The 19,033-nt window shown below is 47.5% G+C and carries 19 protein-coding genes; 6 read left to right on the top strand and 13 right to left on the bottom strand.

Annotated elements, in window-relative coordinates; genetic code table 11:
- Nucleotides 1–142: 142 nt before the first annotated feature.
- From EH228_RS05755 to EH228_RS05710, 10 genes are all read right to left on the bottom strand, one after another.
- Nucleotides 143–751: a LuxR C-terminal-related transcriptional regulator gene (locus tag EH228_RS05755; RefSeq protein WP_152320722.1), complete on the bottom strand. Its 609-nt coding sequence runs from the start codon at nucleotides 749–751 to the stop codon at nucleotides 143–145.
- Between the two features lie 519 nt (nucleotides 752–1,270).
- A complete protein-coding gene (locus EH228_RS05750) occupies nucleotides 1,271–2,221 on the bottom strand; it encodes a fimbrial protein (protein WP_152320721.1) in 951 nt (316 codons plus the stop codon).
- 183 nt (nucleotides 2,222–2,404) lie between these two features.
- Nucleotides 2,405–2,968 carry a fimbrial protein gene (locus EH228_RS05745; RefSeq protein WP_240116235.1) on the bottom strand — a complete coding sequence of 188 codons (564 nt, stop codon included), beginning with the start codon at nucleotides 2,966–2,968 and terminating at the stop codon, nucleotides 2,405–2,407.
- Entirely contained in the window at nucleotides 2,965–3,360 is a 396-nt protein-coding gene (locus EH228_RS05740) for a fimbrial protein (RefSeq protein ID WP_193323281.1), read from the bottom strand. Before EH228_RS05740 ends, EH228_RS05745 begins: the two co-directional genes overlap by 4 nt.
- Before the next feature lie 129 nt (nucleotides 3,361–3,489).
- On the bottom strand, nucleotides 3,490–4,026 hold the full coding sequence (locus tag EH228_RS05735) for a fimbrial protein (RefSeq protein ID WP_193323280.1): 537 nt from the start codon (nucleotides 4,024–4,026) through the stop codon (nucleotides 3,490–3,492).
- A 10-nt stretch (nucleotides 4,027–4,036) separates the two neighbouring features.
- A complete protein-coding gene (locus EH228_RS05730; protein ID WP_240116234.1) occupies nucleotides 4,037–4,687 on the bottom strand; it encodes a fimbrial protein in 651 nt (216 codons plus the stop codon).
- Between the two features lie 73 nt (nucleotides 4,688–4,760).
- Nucleotides 4,761–5,513 carry a fimbria/pilus periplasmic chaperone gene (locus EH228_RS05725; RefSeq protein ID WP_152320718.1) on the bottom strand — a complete coding sequence of 251 codons (753 nt, stop codon included), beginning with the start codon at nucleotides 5,511–5,513 and terminating at the stop codon, nucleotides 4,761–4,763.
- Nucleotides 5,514–5,566: 53 nt separating this feature from the next.
- Complete coding sequence (locus EH228_RS05720) at nucleotides 5,567–8,110, bottom strand: outer membrane usher protein (protein ID WP_240116233.1); 2,544 nt, start codon at nucleotides 8,108–8,110, stop codon at nucleotides 5,567–5,569.
- Nucleotides 8,110–8,643 carry a fimbrial protein gene (locus EH228_RS05715; protein WP_152320717.1) on the bottom strand — a complete coding sequence of 178 codons (534 nt, stop codon included), beginning with the start codon at nucleotides 8,641–8,643 and terminating at the stop codon, nucleotides 8,110–8,112. The genes EH228_RS05720 and EH228_RS05715 overlap by 1 nt, the downstream gene beginning before the upstream one ends.
- A 96-nt stretch (nucleotides 8,644–8,739) precedes the next feature.
- A complete protein-coding gene (locus EH228_RS05710) occupies nucleotides 8,740–9,279 on the bottom strand; it encodes a fimbrial protein (protein WP_152320716.1) in 540 nt (179 codons plus the stop codon).
- Nucleotides 9,280–9,871: 592 nt separating this feature from the next.
- On the opposite strand from EH228_RS05710, the gene EH228_RS05705 reads away from it, so the two are divergent.
- The 4 genes from EH228_RS05705 (at nucleotide 9,872) to ghrB (ending at nucleotide 13,958) form a co-directional block, all read left to right on the top strand.
- On the top strand, nucleotides 9,872–10,615 hold the full coding sequence (locus EH228_RS05705; RefSeq protein WP_152320715.1) for a sugar phosphate isomerase/epimerase: 744 nt from the start codon (nucleotides 9,872–9,874) through the stop codon (nucleotides 10,613–10,615).
- A gap of 3 nt (nucleotides 10,616–10,618) precedes the next feature.
- Nucleotides 10,619–11,572, top strand: a complete 954-nt coding sequence (locus tag EH228_RS05700; protein WP_152320714.1) for a sugar kinase — start codon at nucleotides 10,619–10,621, stop codon at nucleotides 11,570–11,572.
- A 70-nt stretch (nucleotides 11,573–11,642) separates the two neighbouring features.
- On the top strand, nucleotides 11,643–12,926 hold the full coding sequence (locus EH228_RS05695; RefSeq protein WP_152320713.1) for an MFS transporter: 1,284 nt from the start codon (nucleotides 11,643–11,645) through the stop codon (nucleotides 12,924–12,926).
- A gap of 57 nt (nucleotides 12,927–12,983) precedes the next feature.
- Nucleotides 12,984–13,958: a glyoxylate/hydroxypyruvate reductase GhrB gene (gene ghrB, locus EH228_RS05690; RefSeq protein ID WP_152320712.1), complete on the top strand. Its 975-nt coding sequence runs from the start codon at nucleotides 12,984–12,986 to the stop codon at nucleotides 13,956–13,958.
- 94 nt (nucleotides 13,959–14,052) lie between these two features.
- On the opposite strand, the gene kduD is transcribed toward ghrB, so the two are convergent.
- Nucleotides 14,053–14,814: a 2-dehydro-3-deoxy-D-gluconate 5-dehydrogenase KduD gene (kduD, locus tag EH228_RS05685; protein ID WP_152320711.1), complete on the bottom strand. Its 762-nt coding sequence runs from the start codon at nucleotides 14,812–14,814 to the stop codon at nucleotides 14,053–14,055.
- 356 nt (nucleotides 14,815–15,170) lie between these two features.
- Here kduD and EH228_RS05680 point away from each other — a divergent pair, with 356 nt between their 5' ends.
- Nucleotides 15,171–16,427, top strand: a complete 1,257-nt coding sequence (locus EH228_RS05680) for a valine--pyruvate transaminase (protein ID WP_152320710.1) — start codon at nucleotides 15,171–15,173, stop codon at nucleotides 16,425–16,427.
- Between the two features lie 63 nt (nucleotides 16,428–16,490).
- On the opposite strand, the gene ibpA is transcribed toward EH228_RS05680, so the two are convergent.
- Entirely contained in the window at nucleotides 16,491–16,907 is a 417-nt protein-coding gene (gene ibpA, locus EH228_RS05675; RefSeq protein ID WP_152320709.1) for a small heat shock chaperone IbpA, read from the bottom strand.
- 303 nt (nucleotides 16,908–17,210) lie between these two features.
- Here ibpA and EH228_RS05670 point away from each other — a divergent pair, with 303 nt between their 5' ends.
- Complete coding sequence (locus tag EH228_RS05670) at nucleotides 17,211–17,585, top strand: YceK/YidQ family lipoprotein (RefSeq protein ID WP_152320727.1); 375 nt, start codon at nucleotides 17,211–17,213, stop codon at nucleotides 17,583–17,585.
- Between the two features lie 104 nt (nucleotides 17,586–17,689).
- Here EH228_RS05670 and EH228_RS05665 read toward each other — a convergent pair whose 3' ends face one another.
- Entirely contained in the window at nucleotides 17,690–18,964 is a 1,275-nt protein-coding gene (locus EH228_RS05665; RefSeq protein ID WP_152320708.1) for a YidR family protein, read from the bottom strand.
- Between the last annotated feature and the right edge of the window lie 69 nt (nucleotides 18,965–19,033).

Here is a 19,033-nt window from a genome sequence, read left to right as displayed (position 1 = left end):
CCCCTGAGATCATAGAATTATGAGTTAGTTCCATTTTTTTAACAAAGTACGATCCGGCCCTGCCGGAACAATAAACATGATGCACCTGATTAGAAAAATCCTGATTACTGATTACATTTAAGAAAATAGGAATAAAACTAACTTACATATGCGTTTTTTGATTTATATAATATACAGTTGATTTTCCACACTCCAGATCAGCATAATACTCTGCCCCAAGAAAATTATGAAGACATTGATAAAACTGGATACTATTCTTACATTGCCACTTGTCCATCAGTTTCTTTTTTAAATAATAGATATTTTTTATCGAACACTGAAAAACTTTCGAAATCTGCTCATTAGATAACCCTTTATACAATAAACTACAATATTGCCTCTCACGAAGTTTCAAATGCTCATTAGTCATTTTTATTTTCTTCGGTGATTTTTTTTCCGAATTTGATAAAGCCACTGAAGTAAACAACGAAACAAAATCATTAATTTTGACATTACTGGTTACGATGAAAAAATTTGAAGAAGGCATCAGTGAAGTCAATACATTCTTATATTCATCTGTTACGAGTATTATATTTTTGCAGGAAACAATGCTTCTCCTGTTTTCGAACACCATCAAATCAATAGGCGAAACATTTTCAATAAAGAAAGAGTAATTTTCATGCTGTGTAGTAAATTCACGCGCCACCACTTTGACACCTTCGAGAATAAAGTTATCCTTTCCAATTACGAAGATATTAATGTTATAAATCATAATAATTTACCTCCCCTGGATTAATTATTTAATGACTTCCTGTTTTTTTATGACTTTATGCTTACGACTATAAACTGAGCATTTTGAAAAAAATACTCAAAAAAAATCAATTCAACCGGCTAAAAAAAAACAAATTGAAACATTTATATAGCACTATGATTTAAAACGAAAAAATTCAAAAACAATTGATTTTGAGTTGATTTTTTAAAAATCATCAAGCACATTCTACCCCATGAATAAGAAATATAAACTCTATGTAATCATTAATTACAATTTCAAAGGGAGAATGTTTTAGCCGCTGAGTCCGATTTTCCAGACACGATAACATTGATATGAAAAAAAACATCTTTGTTATAATCTGAGTAATTATTTTAAGCAGTGAATATTTAAAAATAAAAATGCAGACTCACTCAAGTTCCCGATCAATTTTCTGGTCAGTCTTGCATCAATATGATGATGGCCTCTCTATAAAATAACCCGCTCATCTTACGAACAATTTCTGCGCTGAAGAGCCATAGATTATGACTCAGTGATGATGAGCGTTGCCGAGGCGCTAAAATCCCCGGTCACTATCGCTGAATTAGCAATAGATGGGTTCTTCAGCACGCTGAAGGTCAACTCAGTTGAGCCTGATCCCGCCACACTCAAAGTAAATGAATCACCGTTGTTGAGGATGACACCGCTCTCCTGGACACTAATACCAAGGGCTGCGTTACTTGTCGCAATTTGCGAAGTAGACCAGCCGACAGGGGTCATATTAAGTTTCAGGGAAAAATTATGCGTTGCGCTACCAGTACAACTCAATGAAACACTTTTTTTCTGATCGTTGGTGCCACCTGATGTGGTACCAATCTCAGAGCGCTCAATTTGCCCAAAATCGATATCCAGCGTTTGCGTGCTAACACTACAGGTATCAGCAACAACACGGTTTAATGGCACACTACACATTACCGCTCCCGGTGAGTAAGTGTAGTTAACTCCCCAAATTTCCCATCCGTAAGTTGGGTTAACGGGTGAGATGCTGAGGCAGAGATATTTGTAAATGTTGCCATTCCAGGTCGGCTCAGCGGTACCGGCATTCGCCCCCGTGACGAAAGAGCCGTTTAATACATTATTAACGCCAGTCAGATAATTTGAGGCGAGATATCCGTATGTCAGAGCAATCCCGCCTGGTAATGTAACCCCTTTTTCCCATACCGGTCCCACTAATTTCGTACAACTGGTATCTGAAGGACAGTTGGCTAAATAAAATTGTATCGCAGTAGGAGCAAAAGGCAGTTCAGTGCTATCACTGGACGTACCGATCTTATGAAGAGAGAAACTGACGCCAGGGCCGCATGTCCCGTCCGTTCCATAACAAGTTAACTCAAAATCATATGCGCTGCAATTTGCAGACCACAGCCATAAAATACAGCTGGCCAGCATGCCCTTCAACACAACAGCCCATAACGTTTTTTTTCTTAAATTCATTGGTATTCTCCTGAGTATAGCATTCTCTGAACTGGATATTTATCGTTCATACTGTAATAACAGTTTCTGCCCTACCCGAAAATTTTATAAAAAGCAGATTAACTTCCTGTTGGAAGTATAGAAATATTGCCAGTGTTACTATCCACAACTGATCACTCGCAGATTGCAAAGTGTGTTTTTCGGCTATTCATAATTAAGCGTAAAGTTAGCGACAGCGTTAAATGTCCCGTTCACAATACTGCGATTTTGTATTGCCGTCGGCTTGCCTTGTACATATCCTTTGAGTGTTAACTCTGTGGAGCCTTCTGTGAGTACAAATGCAGGAGTCGCTTTGTTAAAAGGTAACGAGGTGCCATCTGGCAATTCCATTCCTATCGCAACACCACTTGCCGTACCAGTAATCGCCAACATATCGGTTAGCTCGTTGTCCGCAGTTCCGCTAAACGTCATCGTTACTGTGGTTCCCAGGCTCAAATCGCACTCCAGTAAGCGGATCACAAATGGCTGACTGTGAATACGAGTATTAATATAGAGATACTTGTTTATCACCGTACCAAAATCCAGTTCCACGGATTCGGTTGTCGGATCCAGCACGCAAGGATCGGCAACAAGTGTGCCATTAAACTGCAAATTATCACTGACAGCATAACTTTTACTCCCTGCGAACAGGGCAAGGAATAAGCATATCAACGCGCTGATCGTACCCTGGCCCTGGGGCCGGGCTTGTCCCTTAGCAAAGAACATCATTCATACTCCGCCAGTAATGTTGCCGTTGCGCTAAATGTCCCTTCCTGTAGCGTCGCCCCGGATGAAACCGGCACGGCTTCCAGTGTAGGAGGGCTGTTATAATCAATGGTAAACCCCTGATTGAGCGTAGCGGGGCTTCCGTTCTGTAATAGTTCTATGCCCAACCCACTGACACTGGTGGTAATCGCCGAGGTATTAAAGGACGTTTGCGTCCCTTTCAGCGTCATGATCAACGCAGCCGTTGCATCAGGATCTTCACACTCCAACTGATAACTTATCGGTTGTTTATAACGTTCACCGTCAATCTTATTGACCCCGACATTGCCAAAGGATATTTCTATCACCTGGTCATTACTGATATGGCAAGGTCGTCTCTTTAATATGCCATGCATAGTAACCTTAACGCTGTCGCCGGTCTGGTCTGCATATGAACAAAAACTGAGGAATAACGAAATAAACAGTATGCCAAGTGCTATTCGGTCAGTATAAAAACTCCGCCAGGACATCATGGAAGTTATTCCTTATATATAATTAACTGCCAGCGTCGCTGAAGCAGTAAATGCCTGCCCATTGCTCAATGTCGCCGACGAATCTTTTACCAACACAACTTCCAGTGTAGGCGGCGCGTCCGGATCAATAGTAAAACCGGCGTTTATTTTTACCTGAGATGAACCCTCCAGCAGCTTAATGCCTAAACCAGTCACATCCGTGGTCAGCAAGTCACTATTAAAAGAGGCACCCGTCCCGGTCCATTTCAGTTCAACCGTTTTTCCATCGGCATCCCCCTGACACGTCAGAGTGTATGGCACGGTTTTTTTATAGTTATCACCGGTAATCTCATTGATATAGACATCACCAAAATTGATATCAATAGTCTCATTACTGCTAAAAGTACAGGATGCCGTCGCGACCACGGTTCCTTGGATGCTGATAGTAATGGGATCATAGGCATAAAGTGGAGCGACCATTAACAAACAGCCCAACATCAGGGAGCAGCGGATATTATTCTGCAAACCAAATAACCTGCGCGTAGATTTAGAGCGATTGTCACGATCCATCGCCGTCCCCTTAATCATAATTTAACCGAAAATTGACGACAGCGTTAAAAGCCCCCGGTTGTAGAGGTCCCGCTGTTCTCACTGGCACAACATAATATGTCAGAACGTCGTTATACAGGTCGATGAACTGTGGCTGGCTACGATTCCCTAAACGAACATCCTGATGTCGGCTGTCTAACAAACGCAATGCCAGTCCTTTTGCACCCGCGACTTTAATCAGTTGAGGCATATCCGCATCAGCTGGCGCAACGAATGAAACAGAGACAACGGGCTGACTGGCGTCCCAGACATTATTACCGGTATAAGCGTCACGCTGATGACCACCGGTCAGTAAGCAATCACGCAGAATGATCTGAAAAGGCACGGGATCGGCCTCAGTTCCTGGTGCATTCAAATCGCCGGTCGAAATATTCCCTAAACTGACGAGTTGCTTAGCCGAGTTCATCTCCAGCCGACAGGCGCCTTGCGATAAAGCGCCAGTAATATACAGGACGCCGTTATCACCATCACCATCAACATTCCCATTATCCGCTGAAGCTGAAAGCCATGGGGTATGTAACAGACACAATCCCAGCATCATCTTAAATATTTTATGCGAACCGAGGAGATAATAAGCCTTTATAACACTTCTGCTTTTTGCAATATTATCTTGTCTATCCATGAATTTTTCCCCATCACTGTTTGGCCCCCTACTGGTGCAGGTGAATCATTGATTCCCCCTCCTCCAGAAATGCCTATCCTTCTTTACTTTCAGCTACACTACAGTTACTACCAACGCAGTGGAAAATAAGTTGTGGTCTGCCACCATAATCATTGATGTAGGTAACAACAGGAGTACTGCCAATTTCTGCGGCATTACTACTGAGTAAAGCATTGCTGTTTGGTGCCAGCATGACAGGCTTAAAGCCTGGAAGGTCTTTGCCATTTACGCTGGCGGTAACATTTACAGCCGTAAAATAGTACGGTGTCGGATTATTAAGGCGATACTTGTCCCCTTCGCGAGTCAGGGTTATCTTTTCCTTCCATAACTCACTTAGTTGCATCGCTGTTTTATCAAGTGATTTTGGCCGATAAAACATTTTAATCCGCGTCTGCAGCGCAATCTGCAATGTATTAGGCTTGGTGCTTCTTGGCGGAATTTCACGCAGATTGAAATAATATAATGTTTCTTTATCCTGCGAGAGAAGATTCACTCCTGCCGTTGCCTGAATTTTTACCTGACTTTTAGTGCCGGGTTCTAAACGCTGCAATGGTGGCAACACCATTAATGGAGATTCGATTTTGTTGCCATTAGCGTCCTCAATCCACCCCTGGGCCAGATAAGGAAGTTCTTTATTTTTATTGCTGATATTAAGACTCAGCGACTTACTACTGCCGTCAAAGATAACCCGGGTGCGATCTAACGCTATGGCGGCATAAGCCTGTTGTACCAGTATTCCACCCGACAACGCGATGGCGACAAGACTAATAGATTTTTTAAAATTCATATTACAAACTCACTGTATTTAAGTGAAAAACGACTCGTGAACATTTTTATTAATCAACCAAGCTGTTGACGTTCACAAGGAAGTAATAAACCGTTTGATAATGGTGGTAATGGTATTGGCAGATGTATCTGACATTGTACTTTACCTTCCCATTTCACCTTCATCGTTTCGCCTGGTTTTATACCAATAAGCCATACGCTACCATCATCATTAATAATTCCGGTTTGATAATCTTCTTTACTCACCACTACAGCACCAAATGGTGGAGACGTACCGTCAGACAATTTAATAACGCCCATCGCCTTTTCACCGGCGATAATGCCAAATTTACGGTATCCAATCGCACCTTCAGTTAACGCTCCCTGAACAACAGAACGTGGTGCATCAACATTATCTGCCAGTTTATTTATATCAACATTAACACTGCTACGATAGTAACTGTTCAGATCGCTGACCACGGCCTTACCAAAAGAGTTGGTGTAATTTGTGCCGCCATTTCCCCGAACCGGAACTTTGCTCACACCATTGGTATCAACCATCATACGAGTACCGCCCAACGTGCTGATACGATGTAATACCACCCCTTTTGCTGTTGCGGTCAATCCCCCCTGCAGGGTCATTCCTAACGAACTATACTGGCCGTCGCTGTAACCCGCGTTGGCTGTCATACTGGCCACATCACCGTCATGAGCATAATACCCACTGGCATTTCCTTTACCGTTATAATTCGTCCCCGCAGTAATTTGATAAGTACTGCTGTTGTCGATACGATTATTCAGACTGACAGACTGAGAATTGTTGTTATTATAATACTGGCTGTCATAACTTATCGTTCCACTGGTTCCCCATGGCACCATAACGCTTATATAAGCGCCATCGTCATTCGTGCCATTATAAACCGTACGATACCCCGTCAGACTCACACTGATGTTTTTTATTCCGCCCACACCAAAATAGCGTGAGATTGACATATTGTAGCTATCATTTGCGGAGTAATTCCAGTAAGTCTGATGGCTATAGTTCAGATAAGTACTTAATCCCAGTGTATCGAACTGCTTATTAAGCATGATGGTATAAAGTTCTTTATTACTGTACATGCTGTTTGAATGATAACGAGCATCCAGATACTGTGACATGCTCATATAATCCTGTTCCGAGAAACGGTAGCCGGCAAATGTCACCTGGCTGTTGAGCTCTTCAAATCGCTTGGAGTAGCTCACCCGATAAGACTGCCCAATCTTTGTGGCCTGAGTCGGAAACTGAGCGCGCGACTGGGTCACGTCCACAGACAATGCTCCCATCGATAACAAGTCCCGTCCCAGCCCCATTGAAAGCGCATTATAGTCGCCGCCGACCAGTGCTCCACCATAAAGGGACCAGCCATTATTAATCCCCCATGAAAACTCGCCACTGCCAAAACCTGGCCCTTCACTGTGGCGCTGGTAATCAGAAGGTTTGCCCATTGATACCTTATAACGTACAAGTCCAGGACGGGTCAGATAAGGAATACTGGCTGTATTGACCTGAAAGGTCTGCTCGCTGCCATCCTGTTCGCGTACTGTCACATCCAGCTTGCCCGAAACAGCAGAACTCAGATCCTGAATACGGAATGGACCAGCAGAAACCTGAGCCTCATAAATCACCCGCCCCTGTTGAGATATGGTCACTTTTGCATCAGTCTTGGCCACGCCGCTCACTTCTGGCGCATAGCCACGAAGGTTAGGCGGCAGCATGCTGTCATCGGTGATCAGGCTCGCACCCATGAACCGGAAGCTATCGAACACATCAGAGTAAAGGTAGTTTTCGCCCAGCGTCAGTTTTGCCCCGAGCGAAGGCACAGCCCGATACATATAATAACGGCTCATGCGGAATGATTTTTGAGCCGACGCCTGTTTGCCGGTAACATGATCGTATTGTCCCTGCCAGTCCGCACGTAAACGCCATGGGCCATAATTAGCGCCGAAAACACCGTTGCCGCTGACGCTTTGTTCATTTTTTCCGGTATCGGTACTACGTATGGTTCTGCCATTCACATTGTAGTCAAATAGCCCTCCTGGGATCCCTTCATCCCAGCGTGACGGCGGATCCCAGTTATCGGCAATATATTCTATATAAGCCTGAGGAATACTCACATCCAGCGCATTGTCACCTAAATTACCCTGTGCATGCGTTCCTGGCAGCGAATCCAGGTTAAGACAATGTCCGTTATTCCACCAGGTTAAACTGGATTTCTTCGCATCCTTGATCCCCAGTTGTTCAGTAATTTCCGGCGTCAGGCAGGGGACGCTTCCCTTAGGATCGTCAGGAGGAACAATAAAATTAATTTCTTGCTCTTTAAATTCATGTTTATTCACACGTAATACCATATGATATTTTCCTGGCATAATATAACCCGCACGGGAAAATTCTTGCAGATCGATGTGTGAGCGATCCTTAACGTCAAGAACATCAGTATTAAATTGAATTTCATTATCATATTTGGATTCATTCGCCATTGCATAATGGCTCTCCATCAACGCCAATAATACTGCAACAACAATGGGCTGCAATACCACTTTCAACGTGGGAGAAACAAGGATCATATGATTATCCTTCATCAGTAATAATCCATTTTAAAACGAATGACACTGCGATAAGTTCCTGGCCTCAATGCATGATGATCAGGCATCAGGCGCAAAATATAATCCAGGCTCATATTCTCTGATTCAATTAATCCAGCACCCATCGCCTGGCCAGGAATAGCGACATTCCCTGATAAATCTGTAATTTGTAAACCGACCCCGGAAGCGTCACCCGTTACACTGAATAAATCTTTATCGGTGACAGAACCGTCAAACGTCACCCGAAAATGCGACCCGTCGGATTTATAAGTGCGTGAAGGAGCCAAAGTGCAATTTATTAATCGAATCGTAAAAGGTTTCGATGGTCCCTGGCCGTCGTGAGCAATCTGACTGACAGGAATCACAGATAAATCAATACTCTGGTCTCTGCTTCCTGCTTCAATGGCGCATGGAGTATTGATAATGGAACCTTGCATACGGACACTGCCATGCCCCTGCTGAGCTGCACTGACGGTAAAACCAGCAGTCAATGTCGCTATTGGTAACAATGCCCGTAAGAAAAGTTTCATATAATGACGTGCCTGGTTATTTATGAGAACGGTATAACTTTTTCTTTGATGGGGTTAAAAAACAGGCGCAGGTGCGCCTGTTAATATATAATTCTATTACTGATAAGCCAGTGTGAAGTTGGCTACGCTGGTGAAATCACCTGCTACAATTGGGTAAGCGGTGTTATCAGTTGCACCCTGAACATATGCAGCGAATAACAGTTCTGCATCTGTCTGATTAGCATTGATGACATAAGAAGTACTCGCTTCACCTAATTTAATTTTGTTAGAACCATCATCAGTAATAACAACACCCGCGCCAGAGGCAGTACCGCTCAGCGCCAGTACAGATGAGGTGGAGTCAAATGCAGCAGCCTTACCAGTAAAGGTCGCAGTTACTGATTGTTCTGTAGTAAAAGTACAGTCTTCGAGTTTAATGCTGAAGCTTTTAGGGGAAGAAGTGCCACCCGCTTTCAGCGCTGAGCTGGAAATCTGACCCAGGTCTACAGTTTGGTCTACACTATCAGCAGTAATTGAGCATGGTGCATCAATAATTTCACCTTTAAAGGTGACCGTACCATGTCCCTGATCTGCAGCAAATACAGAACCAGTCACCATTGTCATACCGAGAGCCATAACTAATGGAAGTTTTTTCATTTTAAACTTTAATCCTTAAATGGAGATAATTAATCCTTTCTACAGAAATAAAACAGCATTCCAGTTAATCATTAAACTGTTATTGCATATATTCATTTTCTGTATTGCCGTCTGGCCGATTTGCTTACCACACAACAATAGATGGTATCGTTAATGATATTTTTGCGTAGTAAATTCGACGAGAAACTTATACTCCTGAGTAATATTTAATGAAATAGTCGGATATATAAGAATTCTCCAGAAAAAAAAGGGTACCCTAATCAAAAAACATCCAATAAATGCATCAAAAAATAAAAAAACATATAATTCAGTTAGTTATAAACTGATTGTTTCCGGTTTTTTTTAGGAATAATCGCCAATAATTTTGCGAGCAGGACGATTGTGCGACTCATTGACAGAAAGACCGGCCCGTCATTTTTCATCGCTGGTTGGCGATGCAAGCTCTCGTGCTTACGTGAAATTATTTCACAATTTTTCCCATCACAGCGCGCACATCGTGAGCACGATCATAAAATAGCATCCTGCTTCTTTCATTTGGAACCGGTTCCATTTAACTTTTTGATAACGTCAGGACAACAGTCCGGAGGAAGCAATGAAACGAGAAGTGATTGTCGTTACCACCGCCTACGGCCGTGCGCAAATTAAAGCGCTGGGGGGACAACAAGCCGTGCTGCCCATTATTGCCGCTGCGGGCGCAGACGGCGTGGAAATCCGCCGCGAGCTGTTCAGTCCCGCAGAACTGGATGATTTACCCGCGTTGGGCAACGCCATCGCCGCTGCCCGCCTGGTGGCGTTTTATTCCGTGCCGGAAGCGCTGTTTACTGTCGAGGGGGCGCTTAACCCACATATCGACCAGCATTTCATCGAAGCACAGCAATTAAATGCCCAGTTACTGAAATATTCACTGGGCCACTACTCGCGCGGATTCGATGGCTCTCAACTGCGTGAGAAGCTGGCGGCTCTGCCGTTTCATCTGGTGGTGGAAAACGATCAAACCGACTGCGGCAAGCTCAGCGCGCTGGAAAGCTATTTTCACGACAGCGGAGAAGCCGGCCCCGGTATGACGTTCGATATGGGCAACTGGCTATGGGTCGGAGACAATCCATTGCTGGCGGCAGAACGACTGAACCATCTTGTCAGTTATGTCCATATGAAACCTGCCGTCCAAACGGAAAATGGCTGGCATGCGGTGGCGCCGGATGAGGCCAGCCATTTGTGGCGGGAAACGCTGGCGCGCCTGCCAACAAGCGTACCTTGTGGCATCGAATTCCCGCTGGAAGGCGACGATTTGGTTGCCGTCACCCGTCATTACGTCGATCTACTGAGAGGGGAGTAAGTCATGACTATCCATGAAAATGGCACTCTGGACGTCATCACCATTGGCGAAGCGATGGCGATGTTTATTGCCAGTGAAAATGGCGATTTGGCCAGCGTGGAACACTTTGTAAAGCGGATCGCCGGGGCAGAACTGAACGTGGCGACAGGGCTGGCAAGACTGGGTCTGAAGGTGGGCTGGGTCAGTCGTGTCGGCAATGACTCTTTTGGCCGTTTTACCCGCCAGCAGTTGGAAACAGAGGGCGTGAACAGTTGCCTGGTCACGACAGACCCGCGTTATCCCACGGGTTTTCAACTTAAATCAAAAACAGGAGACGGTACCAATCCAGAGGTGGAGTATTTCCGCAAAGGCTCCGCCGCCAGCCATCTTTCGGTCGCGGATTTTAACCACGATTACTTTGGTTCAGCCCGGCATCTGCATCTGAGCGGCGTTGCTGCAGCCCTTTCCGACAGCGCGCTGGCCTTGTCAAAATACGCCGCGCAGGAGATGAAGCGATGGGGTAAAACCCTCTCTTTCGACCCTAACCTGCGCCCGGTGTTGTGGTCAAGCGAACATGAAATGATTAAGCAATTGAATACGCTGGCCAGCTATGCGGACTGGGTACTGCCCGGCATCAGCGAGGGCAAAATTTTAACCGGTTACAGCCAACCTGAAGCCATTGCCGACTTTTACCTCGAGATGGGGGTGAAAGCCGTGATCATTAAAACAGGGAGTGACGGCGCCTGGTACAAAACCGCTGAAGGAGATCAAGGCCAGGTCGCCGCAATCAGAACGGACAACGTAGTGGATACTGTTGGTGCTGGCGATGGCTTTGCCGTCGGTGTGATCAGCGCATTGCTTGAAGGGAAAACGTTGCCGCAGGCAATTAAACGCGGCAACAAAATCGGTTCTCTGGCGATCCAGGTGGCAGGCGACAGCGAAGGTCTCCCTACGCGCGCCGCACTGGGTGATTTCTGATCGTCCGTCTCCCCCATTAGCGGCATCGTTCTCCCACAGGGGAACCGCCTCATCTACAGAGGATTACGCTATGAATAAGCATACAATCGCGCCTAAACGCTGGTGGTATATCATGCCCATCGTGTTTATCACCTACAGCCTGGCGTATCTGGACAGGGCAAACTTCAGTTTCGCCTCCGCCGCAGGAATAAATGAAGATCTGGGGATCACCAAAGGCATGTCATCACTGCTTGGCGCCCTGTTCTTCCTCGGTTACTTTTTTTTCCAGATCCCCGGTGCAATCTATGCCGAACGTCGCAGCGTGAAAAAACTGGTATTCGTCTGCTTGCTGTTATGGGGGGTTTGCGCTTCACTGACCGGCGTGGTCAACAATATCCCTGTGCTGGCCGCAATCCGCTTTGTGCTTGGGGTGGTGGAAGCGGCAGTGATGCCCGCGATGCTGATTTATATCAGTAACTGGTTTACTAAGTCCGAACGTTCCCGTGCCAATACGTTCCTGATCCTCGGTAATCCAGTCACTGTATTGTGGATGTCCGTGCTATCTGGTTATCTGATTAACGCCTTCGGTTGGCGTGAAATGTTTATCTTCGAGGGCATTCCGGCCGTTATCTGGGCGGTGGCATGGTGGTTAATGGTACAGGACAAACCCGCGCAGGCTAACTGGCTGAGCGAGGACGAAAAAGCGGCTTTGCAGGCCCAGTTACAAAAAGAGCAGGAAAACATCAAGGCGGTGCCTAACTACAGTGAAGCCTTTAAATCCCGCAATGTCATTATCCTGTGCATCCAGTACTTTACCTGGAGTATCGGCGTATACGGTTTTGTATTGTGGCTGCCTTCGATCCTGCGTAACGGCAGTCAAATGGGAATGGTCGAAGCTGGCTGGTTATCCGCCGTGCCTTACCTGGCCGCTACCGTGGCGATGATTGCCGTTTCCTGGGCCTCAGATAAGTTACAGAATCGTAAATTGTTTGTCTGGCCGTTGCTGCTGATTGGCGCACTGGCGTTTTTAGGTTCATATATTGTAGGTGCGAATAATTTCTGGCTGTCGTTCGGCCTGCTGGTTATTGCCGGTGCGGCGATGTATGCGCCATACGGCCCTTTCTTCGCCATCATTCCGGAAATGCTGCCGCGTAACGTCGCTGGCGGTGCGATGGCGTTGATTAACGCCATGGGAGCTCTGGGTTCTTTCCTCGGGTCCTGGGTAGTGGGTTATCTGAACGGCACCACTGGCAGTCCTTCAGCTTCGTACATCCTGATGGGTGCGTCGCTGCTGATATCGGTTTGGCTAACACTGATAGTCAAACCTGCGGAGAATAAGCAGCCCCCGCTGCCACATAACGCTAAACACGCTTAATAATGATGCAAAACGGGCCCACAGGCCCGTTTCCTCACTTCAGACTGGGAGAAAAGAATGAAACCTTCAGTGGTGCTGTATAAAAAGTTGCCGGAAGATCTGCGCTCACGACTGGATGAACATTTTGTCGTCACTGAAATCAACGGCCTGACCCCGGAAACCGTCAGCCAACACGCTGACGCTTTTCTGCAGGCCGAAGGCATGATCGGTTCCGGCGGCAAAATCGATGCCGCTTTCCTGGCTAAAGCGCCCAGGCTGCGCGCTGCCTCTTCCGTCTCGGTTGGCGTGGATCATTTTGATATCGCGGCACTCAATGAACGCGGCGTGCTGCTGATGCATACGCCGACCGCATTGACCGAAACCGTTGCCGATACCTTGATGACACTGGTGCTAGCCAGCGCCCGCCGCGTCGTTGAACTGACGGAATACGTCAAAGAGGGAAAATGGCAGGGCAGCATCGATGAAGAGTGGTTTGGTATTGATGTACACCACAAAAAAATGGGTATCCTCGGGATGGGCCGTATTGGCATGGCGCTGGCACAACGCGCTCATCTGGGGTTTAACATGCCAGTCCTCTATAACGCCCGAAAACATCATGAAGAAGCCGAACAACGCTTTAACGCCCAATATTGCTCTCTGGATACATTACTGCAACAGTCTGATTTCTTGTGTGTCATCCTGCCGCTGACCGCAGAGACCCATCATCTGATTGGCCGTGAACAGTTGGCAAAAATGAAACCTTCCGCGATGTTGATTAACGCAGGCCGGGGCCCGGTTATCGATGAAGAAGCGCTGATTGAGGCGCTAAAAGCAGGCACCATTCAGGCTGCCGGACTGGATGTCTTTGAGAAAGAACCGCTACCAGCAGACTCACCGCTGCTGAAAATGCCAAACGTGGTGACGCTGCCGCATGTCGGATCCGCTACCCATGAAACCCGTTACAACATGGCTAAAGATGCCGTCGATAACCTGATTGCCGCGCTGAGCGGTAAAGTGGAAAAAAACTGCGTTAATCCCCACTTGTTGAAATAAGCGACGATCCTCAGACCACAAGAAAACACCAGTCTGAGAACCCGCACCACAGGTGGTGCGGGATTTGCCGTTATGCAACACTATTTAGTCAGGCTTAACGTGCCAACCAACCGCCATCAACGGCAATGGTGTAACCATTGATATAGTCAGAAGCTGCCGATGCCAGGAACACAGCCGGCCCCTTCAGGTCGTCAGGCAATCCCCAACGGGCAGCCGGAATACGATCAAGAATTTCCGCACTCCGTTTTTCGTCCGCCCGCAGCATTTGCGTATTGTTGGTCGCCATATAACCCGGCGCGATGGCATTCACATTGATACCATGTTTCGCCCATTCGTTGGCCAGCAGACGGGTCAGGCCCATCACCGCGCTTTTGGACGCCGTATAGGAAGGTACGCGAATACCGCCCTGGAAAGAGAGCATTGAAGCAATATTAATAATTTTCCCACCTTGCCCTTGTTTAATAAACTGACGGGCGACAGCCTGTGACATAAAGAAGACGGATTTACTGTTCAGATTCATCACGTCATCCCAGTCTTTCTCGCTAAATGAAATGGCATCTTCCCGACGTATAATGCCCGCGTTATTCACCAAAATATTAATTTTGCCAAATTCCGCCAGCGCTTTTTCCAACAACCCGTCAATACAACGGGTATCCCCAAGATCAGCCTTCAGGCTGAGGAAACGCCGTCCAAGCGCAGTCACTTTTTCGCGGGTCTCTTGCGGCTCGACAATATTAACCCCAACAATGTCACAGCCTGCTTCCGCCAGCCCCAACGCCATGCCCTGACCTAATCCGGTATCGCATCCGGTGACCAAAGCCACTTTTCCTTTTAAATCAAAAGAATTTAAAATCATCTTAATAACTCCTGTAATCCCTGTGATGAGCCATGGCCCTATTCAGGGCTTACTATAACCAGGAGAAATCGACTCTAACTGTGATCAATATCGAACAAATTTATTTTTGACATATTGTTCTTATAAAAACAAAACATCGTTTCATTTATGTTGTCATCAATATTGTTAGGTGTGGTTAAGGTTTAGTCAAATGTTAATTTAAGATTTTTATCCCATAACGATAATGCGACAATCCCCCCCGCAGGACACCCCCGTTAACAAATCAGGTTCAACTCAGAAGGGTGAGAGGATTGCATCGAGCCAGGGCTGGCGTTAAGGTTAACCTCCACTTGCAAATAACAAGCAGTTAACACGCTATGAGCTTTTCCGCCTTCGGTGACAAATTTACGCGCCATTCAGGTATTACCCGCCTGATGGAAGATATGGGTGAAGGATTACGCACACCGGGAGCGGTGATGTTAGGCGGTGGGAATCCCGCGCAGATCCCTGCTATAAATGACTATTTTCAGCAGCTTTTGCAAGATATGCACCATGAGGGTCTGCTGGCTGAAGCCCTGTGTAACTACGATGGCCCTCGCGGGAAAACCACCCTGCTGGAATCACTCTCCGCACTGCTTCGTGATCAGCATGGCTGGGAAATTGGCCCACAAAATATTGCGCTGACTAATGGCAGTCAGAGCGCCTTTTTCTACCTTTTCAATCTGTATGCCGGACGCCAGGCCAACGGCAGTAAAAAACGCGTGTTGTTCCCATTGGTGCCGGAATACCTTGGCTATGCCGATGCCGGACTGGATGAAGCGCTGTTCGTCTCTACCCGCCCCAATATCGCCATGCTGCCGGAAGGACAGTTTAAATATCATGTCGATTTTGAACACCTGAAAATTAGCGATAATACCGGTCTAATCTGCGTCTCCCGACCAACCAACCCAACCGGTAATGTGATAACTGATGAAGAGTTGATCAAGCTGGACATACTGGCCCAACAACACCAGATCCCGTTACTGATTGATAATGCTTATGGCGTGCCGTTTCCAGGCATCATCTTCAGCGAGGCGCATCCGCTGTGGAACCCCAATATTATCTTGTGTATGAGCCTGTCCAAGCTGGGTCTGCCAGGTTCACGCTGCGGCATTATCATTGCCAATGAAAAGGTTATCTCCGCTATCAGCAATATGAACGGTATTATCAGCCTGGCCCCCGGCAGTATTGGTCCCGCTATCGCCAATGAAATGATCCAGCGAGGCGACCTGTTGCGACTATCAACAGAAGTGATTAGGCCTTTCTATCAGCAACGTGTGAATCAGACCATTGCCGTCATTCGCCGCTATTTATCCGCAGAACGTTGCCTGATCCACAAACCGGAAGGCGCGATTTTTCTCTGGCTGTGGTTTAAAGATTTGCCAGTTTCGACAGAAACGCTCTACCAGCGCCTGAAAAAACGCGGCGTGTTGATGGTACCGGGCCACTTCTTCTTCCCCGGTCTTGAGCATGAATGGCCGCACGCCCATCAGTGTATGCGTATGAATTATGTTCCGGACAGCGAGAAGATTGAACGGGGCATCGCGATTCTGGCTGAAGAGGTCGAGCGCGCACATCAGGAAGGACGAACATAGCGTTAAGCTACCCAGCCCAATAAAGCATACGGGCCGCAACCCTGAGCGACCCGTAGTGATGACTTACTTCATAATCTCAATGCGGCGCGGTTTATTCTCTTCCGGAACGATACGTTCCAGGTCAATATACAACAGGCCGTTTTCCAGTCTGGCGTCGCGTACGTTGACGTGCTCCGCTAACTGGAATTTGCGCTCAAAGTTACGCTCGGCTATTCCCTGATACAGGTAGGTTTTTTCCTGTTGCTCTTCAGGATGTGAGCCGCGAACCGTCAGCATATTGTCATGTGCGGTGATATCCAGTTCGTTCTGTGCGAACCCGGCTACGGCAATGGTAATACGGTACTGGTTTTCTGCCACCAGCTCGACATTATAAGGAGGGTAACCGCCATTACTCTGACCCTGGTTAGATTCCAGTAAATTGATCAGACGGTCAAAACCGATGGAAGAACGGTACAATGGGGCAAGATCGAAATTACGCATTTTACGGCTCCTGATAATCAGCGAGATTGAGAGTTCAGACCTTCCACTATGGACAGGCCACCAGCCAGCAATTCGTACCCTGTCGGCATACGATTGGTGACTTTGCATAATAAAATGGTGATTTCCTGCTGACTTTCAAGAGTGGAAAATGTAATTTTTTTTAACTCTGGCCATGAATAGCATACACTCAGGGAAGGATTCGTCGGAACAATGCACACGGTTACCACAGAGTGACCGGGGCTTTCCCTGCATAACGGCGATAACAATCAGGCTGGCGTTGCCGTGACTGAAGGGATAATGGATATGATAGTAATGAAAAAGTGTCGCTTCGCGGGTCTGCTGACCTGCCTGTCACTGGCAGGCACCAGTGGCTGTTCCAGCTTTATGTCGCATTCCGGCCCCTACCAAGGCTACTATTCCGGCACCCGGGCTGGTGCAAAAATCGTGGCTGACAGTAACAATGGCTGGGTCATGCGCCCATTGGCCGCCATTGATTTACCTTTTTCTGCGGTGATGGATACCTTATTTCTGCCTTATGATTACTACCGTTCCGGCAGTGATACTGCGGTGGATTCGCCACGTGAACGCGTGTTACAGAGTGAACAACAGAATAACACTGCGGAAAGCCTGTCACAGGCCGCACCGCTGGTCACTCCGCCACCAACACCTCAGCCTTAATCCTGTTTTAGGGTGCCAGTGCATTGGCGGTATAAGCGCCTCGGGTCACTGGCCTGAGTAAAATCCCGGTCACTCATCATCTGATCGCCTGCTGGCAATCTGAATTATTGTGGCGAGGTAACATTTGCAATAAAGATTTGCTGGAAACCCTTAACCCGACGCAAATAAGCCACGTACTGTCCATCCGGTGAGCACACCACCGCATCCGCTAACGGCGGCTCAGCAGTACGCGCCGTCAACCGCCGCATTTCCCCATTGGCCATATCGCAGAGCATCACGCTGTTGTCATTGATCAACGCCACTGAGCGTCCATCAGGGTGCCAGCTGAAAGCTGACTGAATATCACTGGCGACATGAGAAACTTGCCGGGGTTGGCCGCCCGTTGGAGCAATTACCCACAGCTGGACCACGCCCACGTCATCTTTCATCAAAAATGCAATCGACTGCCCCCCTGGCGAGCTACGCAACCAGTGACGGGGAGAAGTCACCAGACCAGGATAAGCCCGATGGTGAGTAAACGTCAGCCGCCGCTGCATAATGCCTTTGGGCGGTGCCGGCAGCGAGCTGACGGTCCCTTCAATGGGATCGTCGCCTGCCTGAGCATAGTCGCTCATCGTCTCCGGCAGATCGACAATAAACACCTCAGGCACCTTCTCACCATTAATACTGAGCGTATCGCCGATAAAAGCCAGTGCCCAGCGCTGCCGATGTCCGTTCGATTTCAGATAACCTTCCTTACCAATCCAGCCCTCTTCATAAGCGCGGTTAATGTCGTCGCTACCAGGCTGCGGCGATGAGGTAGTACGGCTGACCAATACGCAGAAATGGCTACCATCGTATTCACGTGGATGACGTTTGGGCGAACAAACCGGATGGAGTGGCACCGCAATCCCAACGTTACGGAGATCTTCTTTTGCGGCAAACTCATGCATGACGTGATCGTTGTAAGTGAAGCTAAGCCGCATGCCATCCGGACTGAAGACGTGAACATGCGAACCGCCGCGCAGCGCGCCGGGCGTGAAAGGCGGGGTGATATCACAGGCATCCAGATTCTCAGCCAGGCCATTTTGTATAATCACGCCGCGCCGGTGGTGAAAGTCATATTTCCACTGGTTATCGGGATGCTCAGGGCCATGAATACAAACGTAACGCGGCGGCAGATCCGGGCTGGCAGTGATCACGCCCACATGGGCGCCGTCTCTGACCTGGTAGATAATCTCCGTCTGACCGTGGAGATTCACGCGTTCAACGGTCAGCCCGCTGAAGGTTGCAGCGTCGGGACGCACGTCATACACCAGCCAGTGACTGTCCGCCGTCCAGATATTGATGTTGGTGAGCTGATGGTTGCGGGAATCGAAAGTCAGCTGTTTTTCGGTCATCTTACTTACCCTTAGCGGTATTTGCTGATAAGGGTAATGCATTCACCGACTTTCCGGTACTGGCATGGC

This window comes from Erwinia endophytica, from assembly GCF_009295515.1.
Lineage (GTDB): Bacteria > Pseudomonadota > Gammaproteobacteria > Enterobacterales > Enterobacteriaceae > Erwinia > Erwinia endophytica.
The sequence above is the reverse complement of the archived record's forward strand: the minus strand, read 5'-3'. Positions and strand labels throughout refer to the sequence as shown.

Coding starts and splice junctions, on each gene's coding strand:
- EH228_RS05755 (WP_152320722.1), bottom strand. CDS start 751: ATGATTTATAACATTAATATCTTCGTAATTGGAAAGGATAACTTTATT.
- EH228_RS05750 (WP_152320721.1), bottom strand. CDS start 2,221: ATGAATTTAAGAAAAAAAACGTTATGGGCTGTTGTGTTGAAGGGCATG.
- EH228_RS05745 (WP_240116235.1), bottom strand. CDS start 2,968: ATGATGTTCTTTGCTAAGGGACAAGCCCGGCCCCAGGGCCAGGGTACG.
- EH228_RS05740 (WP_193323281.1), bottom strand. CDS start 3,360: ATGCATGGCATATTAAAGAGACGACCTTGCCATATCAGTAATGACCAG.
- EH228_RS05735 (WP_193323280.1), bottom strand. CDS start 4,026: ATGGATCGTGACAATCGCTCTAAATCTACGCGCAGGTTATTTGGTTTG.
- EH228_RS05730 (WP_240116234.1), bottom strand. CDS start 4,687: ATGGATAGACAAGATAATATTGCAAAAAGCAGAAGTGTTATAAAGGCT.
- EH228_RS05725 (WP_152320718.1), bottom strand. CDS start 5,513: ATGAATTTTAAAAAATCTATTAGTCTTGTCGCCATCGCGTTGTCGGGT.
- EH228_RS05720 (WP_240116233.1), bottom strand. CDS start 8,110: ATGAAGGATAATCATATGATCCTTGTTTCTCCCACGTTGAAAGTGGTA.
- EH228_RS05715 (WP_152320717.1), bottom strand. CDS start 8,643: ATGAAACTTTTCTTACGGGCATTGTTACCAATAGCGACATTGACTGCT.
- EH228_RS05710 (WP_152320716.1), bottom strand. CDS start 9,279: ATGAAAAAACTTCCATTAGTTATGGCTCTCGGTATGACAATGGTGACT.
- EH228_RS05705 (WP_152320715.1), top strand. CDS start 9,872: ATGAAACGAGAAGTGATTGTCGTTACCACCGCCTACGGCCGTGCGCAA.
- EH228_RS05700 (WP_152320714.1), top strand. CDS start 10,619: ATGACTATCCATGAAAATGGCACTCTGGACGTCATCACCATTGGCGAA.
- EH228_RS05695 (WP_152320713.1), top strand. CDS start 11,643: ATGAATAAGCATACAATCGCGCCTAAACGCTGGTGGTATATCATGCCC.
- ghrB (WP_152320712.1), top strand. CDS start 12,984: ATGAAACCTTCAGTGGTGCTGTATAAAAAGTTGCCGGAAGATCTGCGC.
- kduD (WP_152320711.1), bottom strand. CDS start 14,814: ATGATTTTAAATTCTTTTGATTTAAAAGGAAAAGTGGCTTTGGTCACC.
- EH228_RS05680 (WP_152320710.1), top strand. CDS start 15,171: ATGAGCTTTTCCGCCTTCGGTGACAAATTTACGCGCCATTCAGGTATT.
- ibpA (WP_152320709.1), bottom strand. CDS start 16,907: ATGCGTAATTTCGATCTTGCCCCATTGTACCGTTCTTCCATCGGTTTT.
- EH228_RS05670 (WP_152320727.1), top strand. CDS start 17,211: ATGATAGTAATGAAAAAGTGTCGCTTCGCGGGTCTGCTGACCTGCCTG.
- EH228_RS05665 (WP_152320708.1), bottom strand. CDS start 18,964: ATGACCGAAAAACAGCTGACTTTCGATTCCCGCAACCATCAGCTCACC.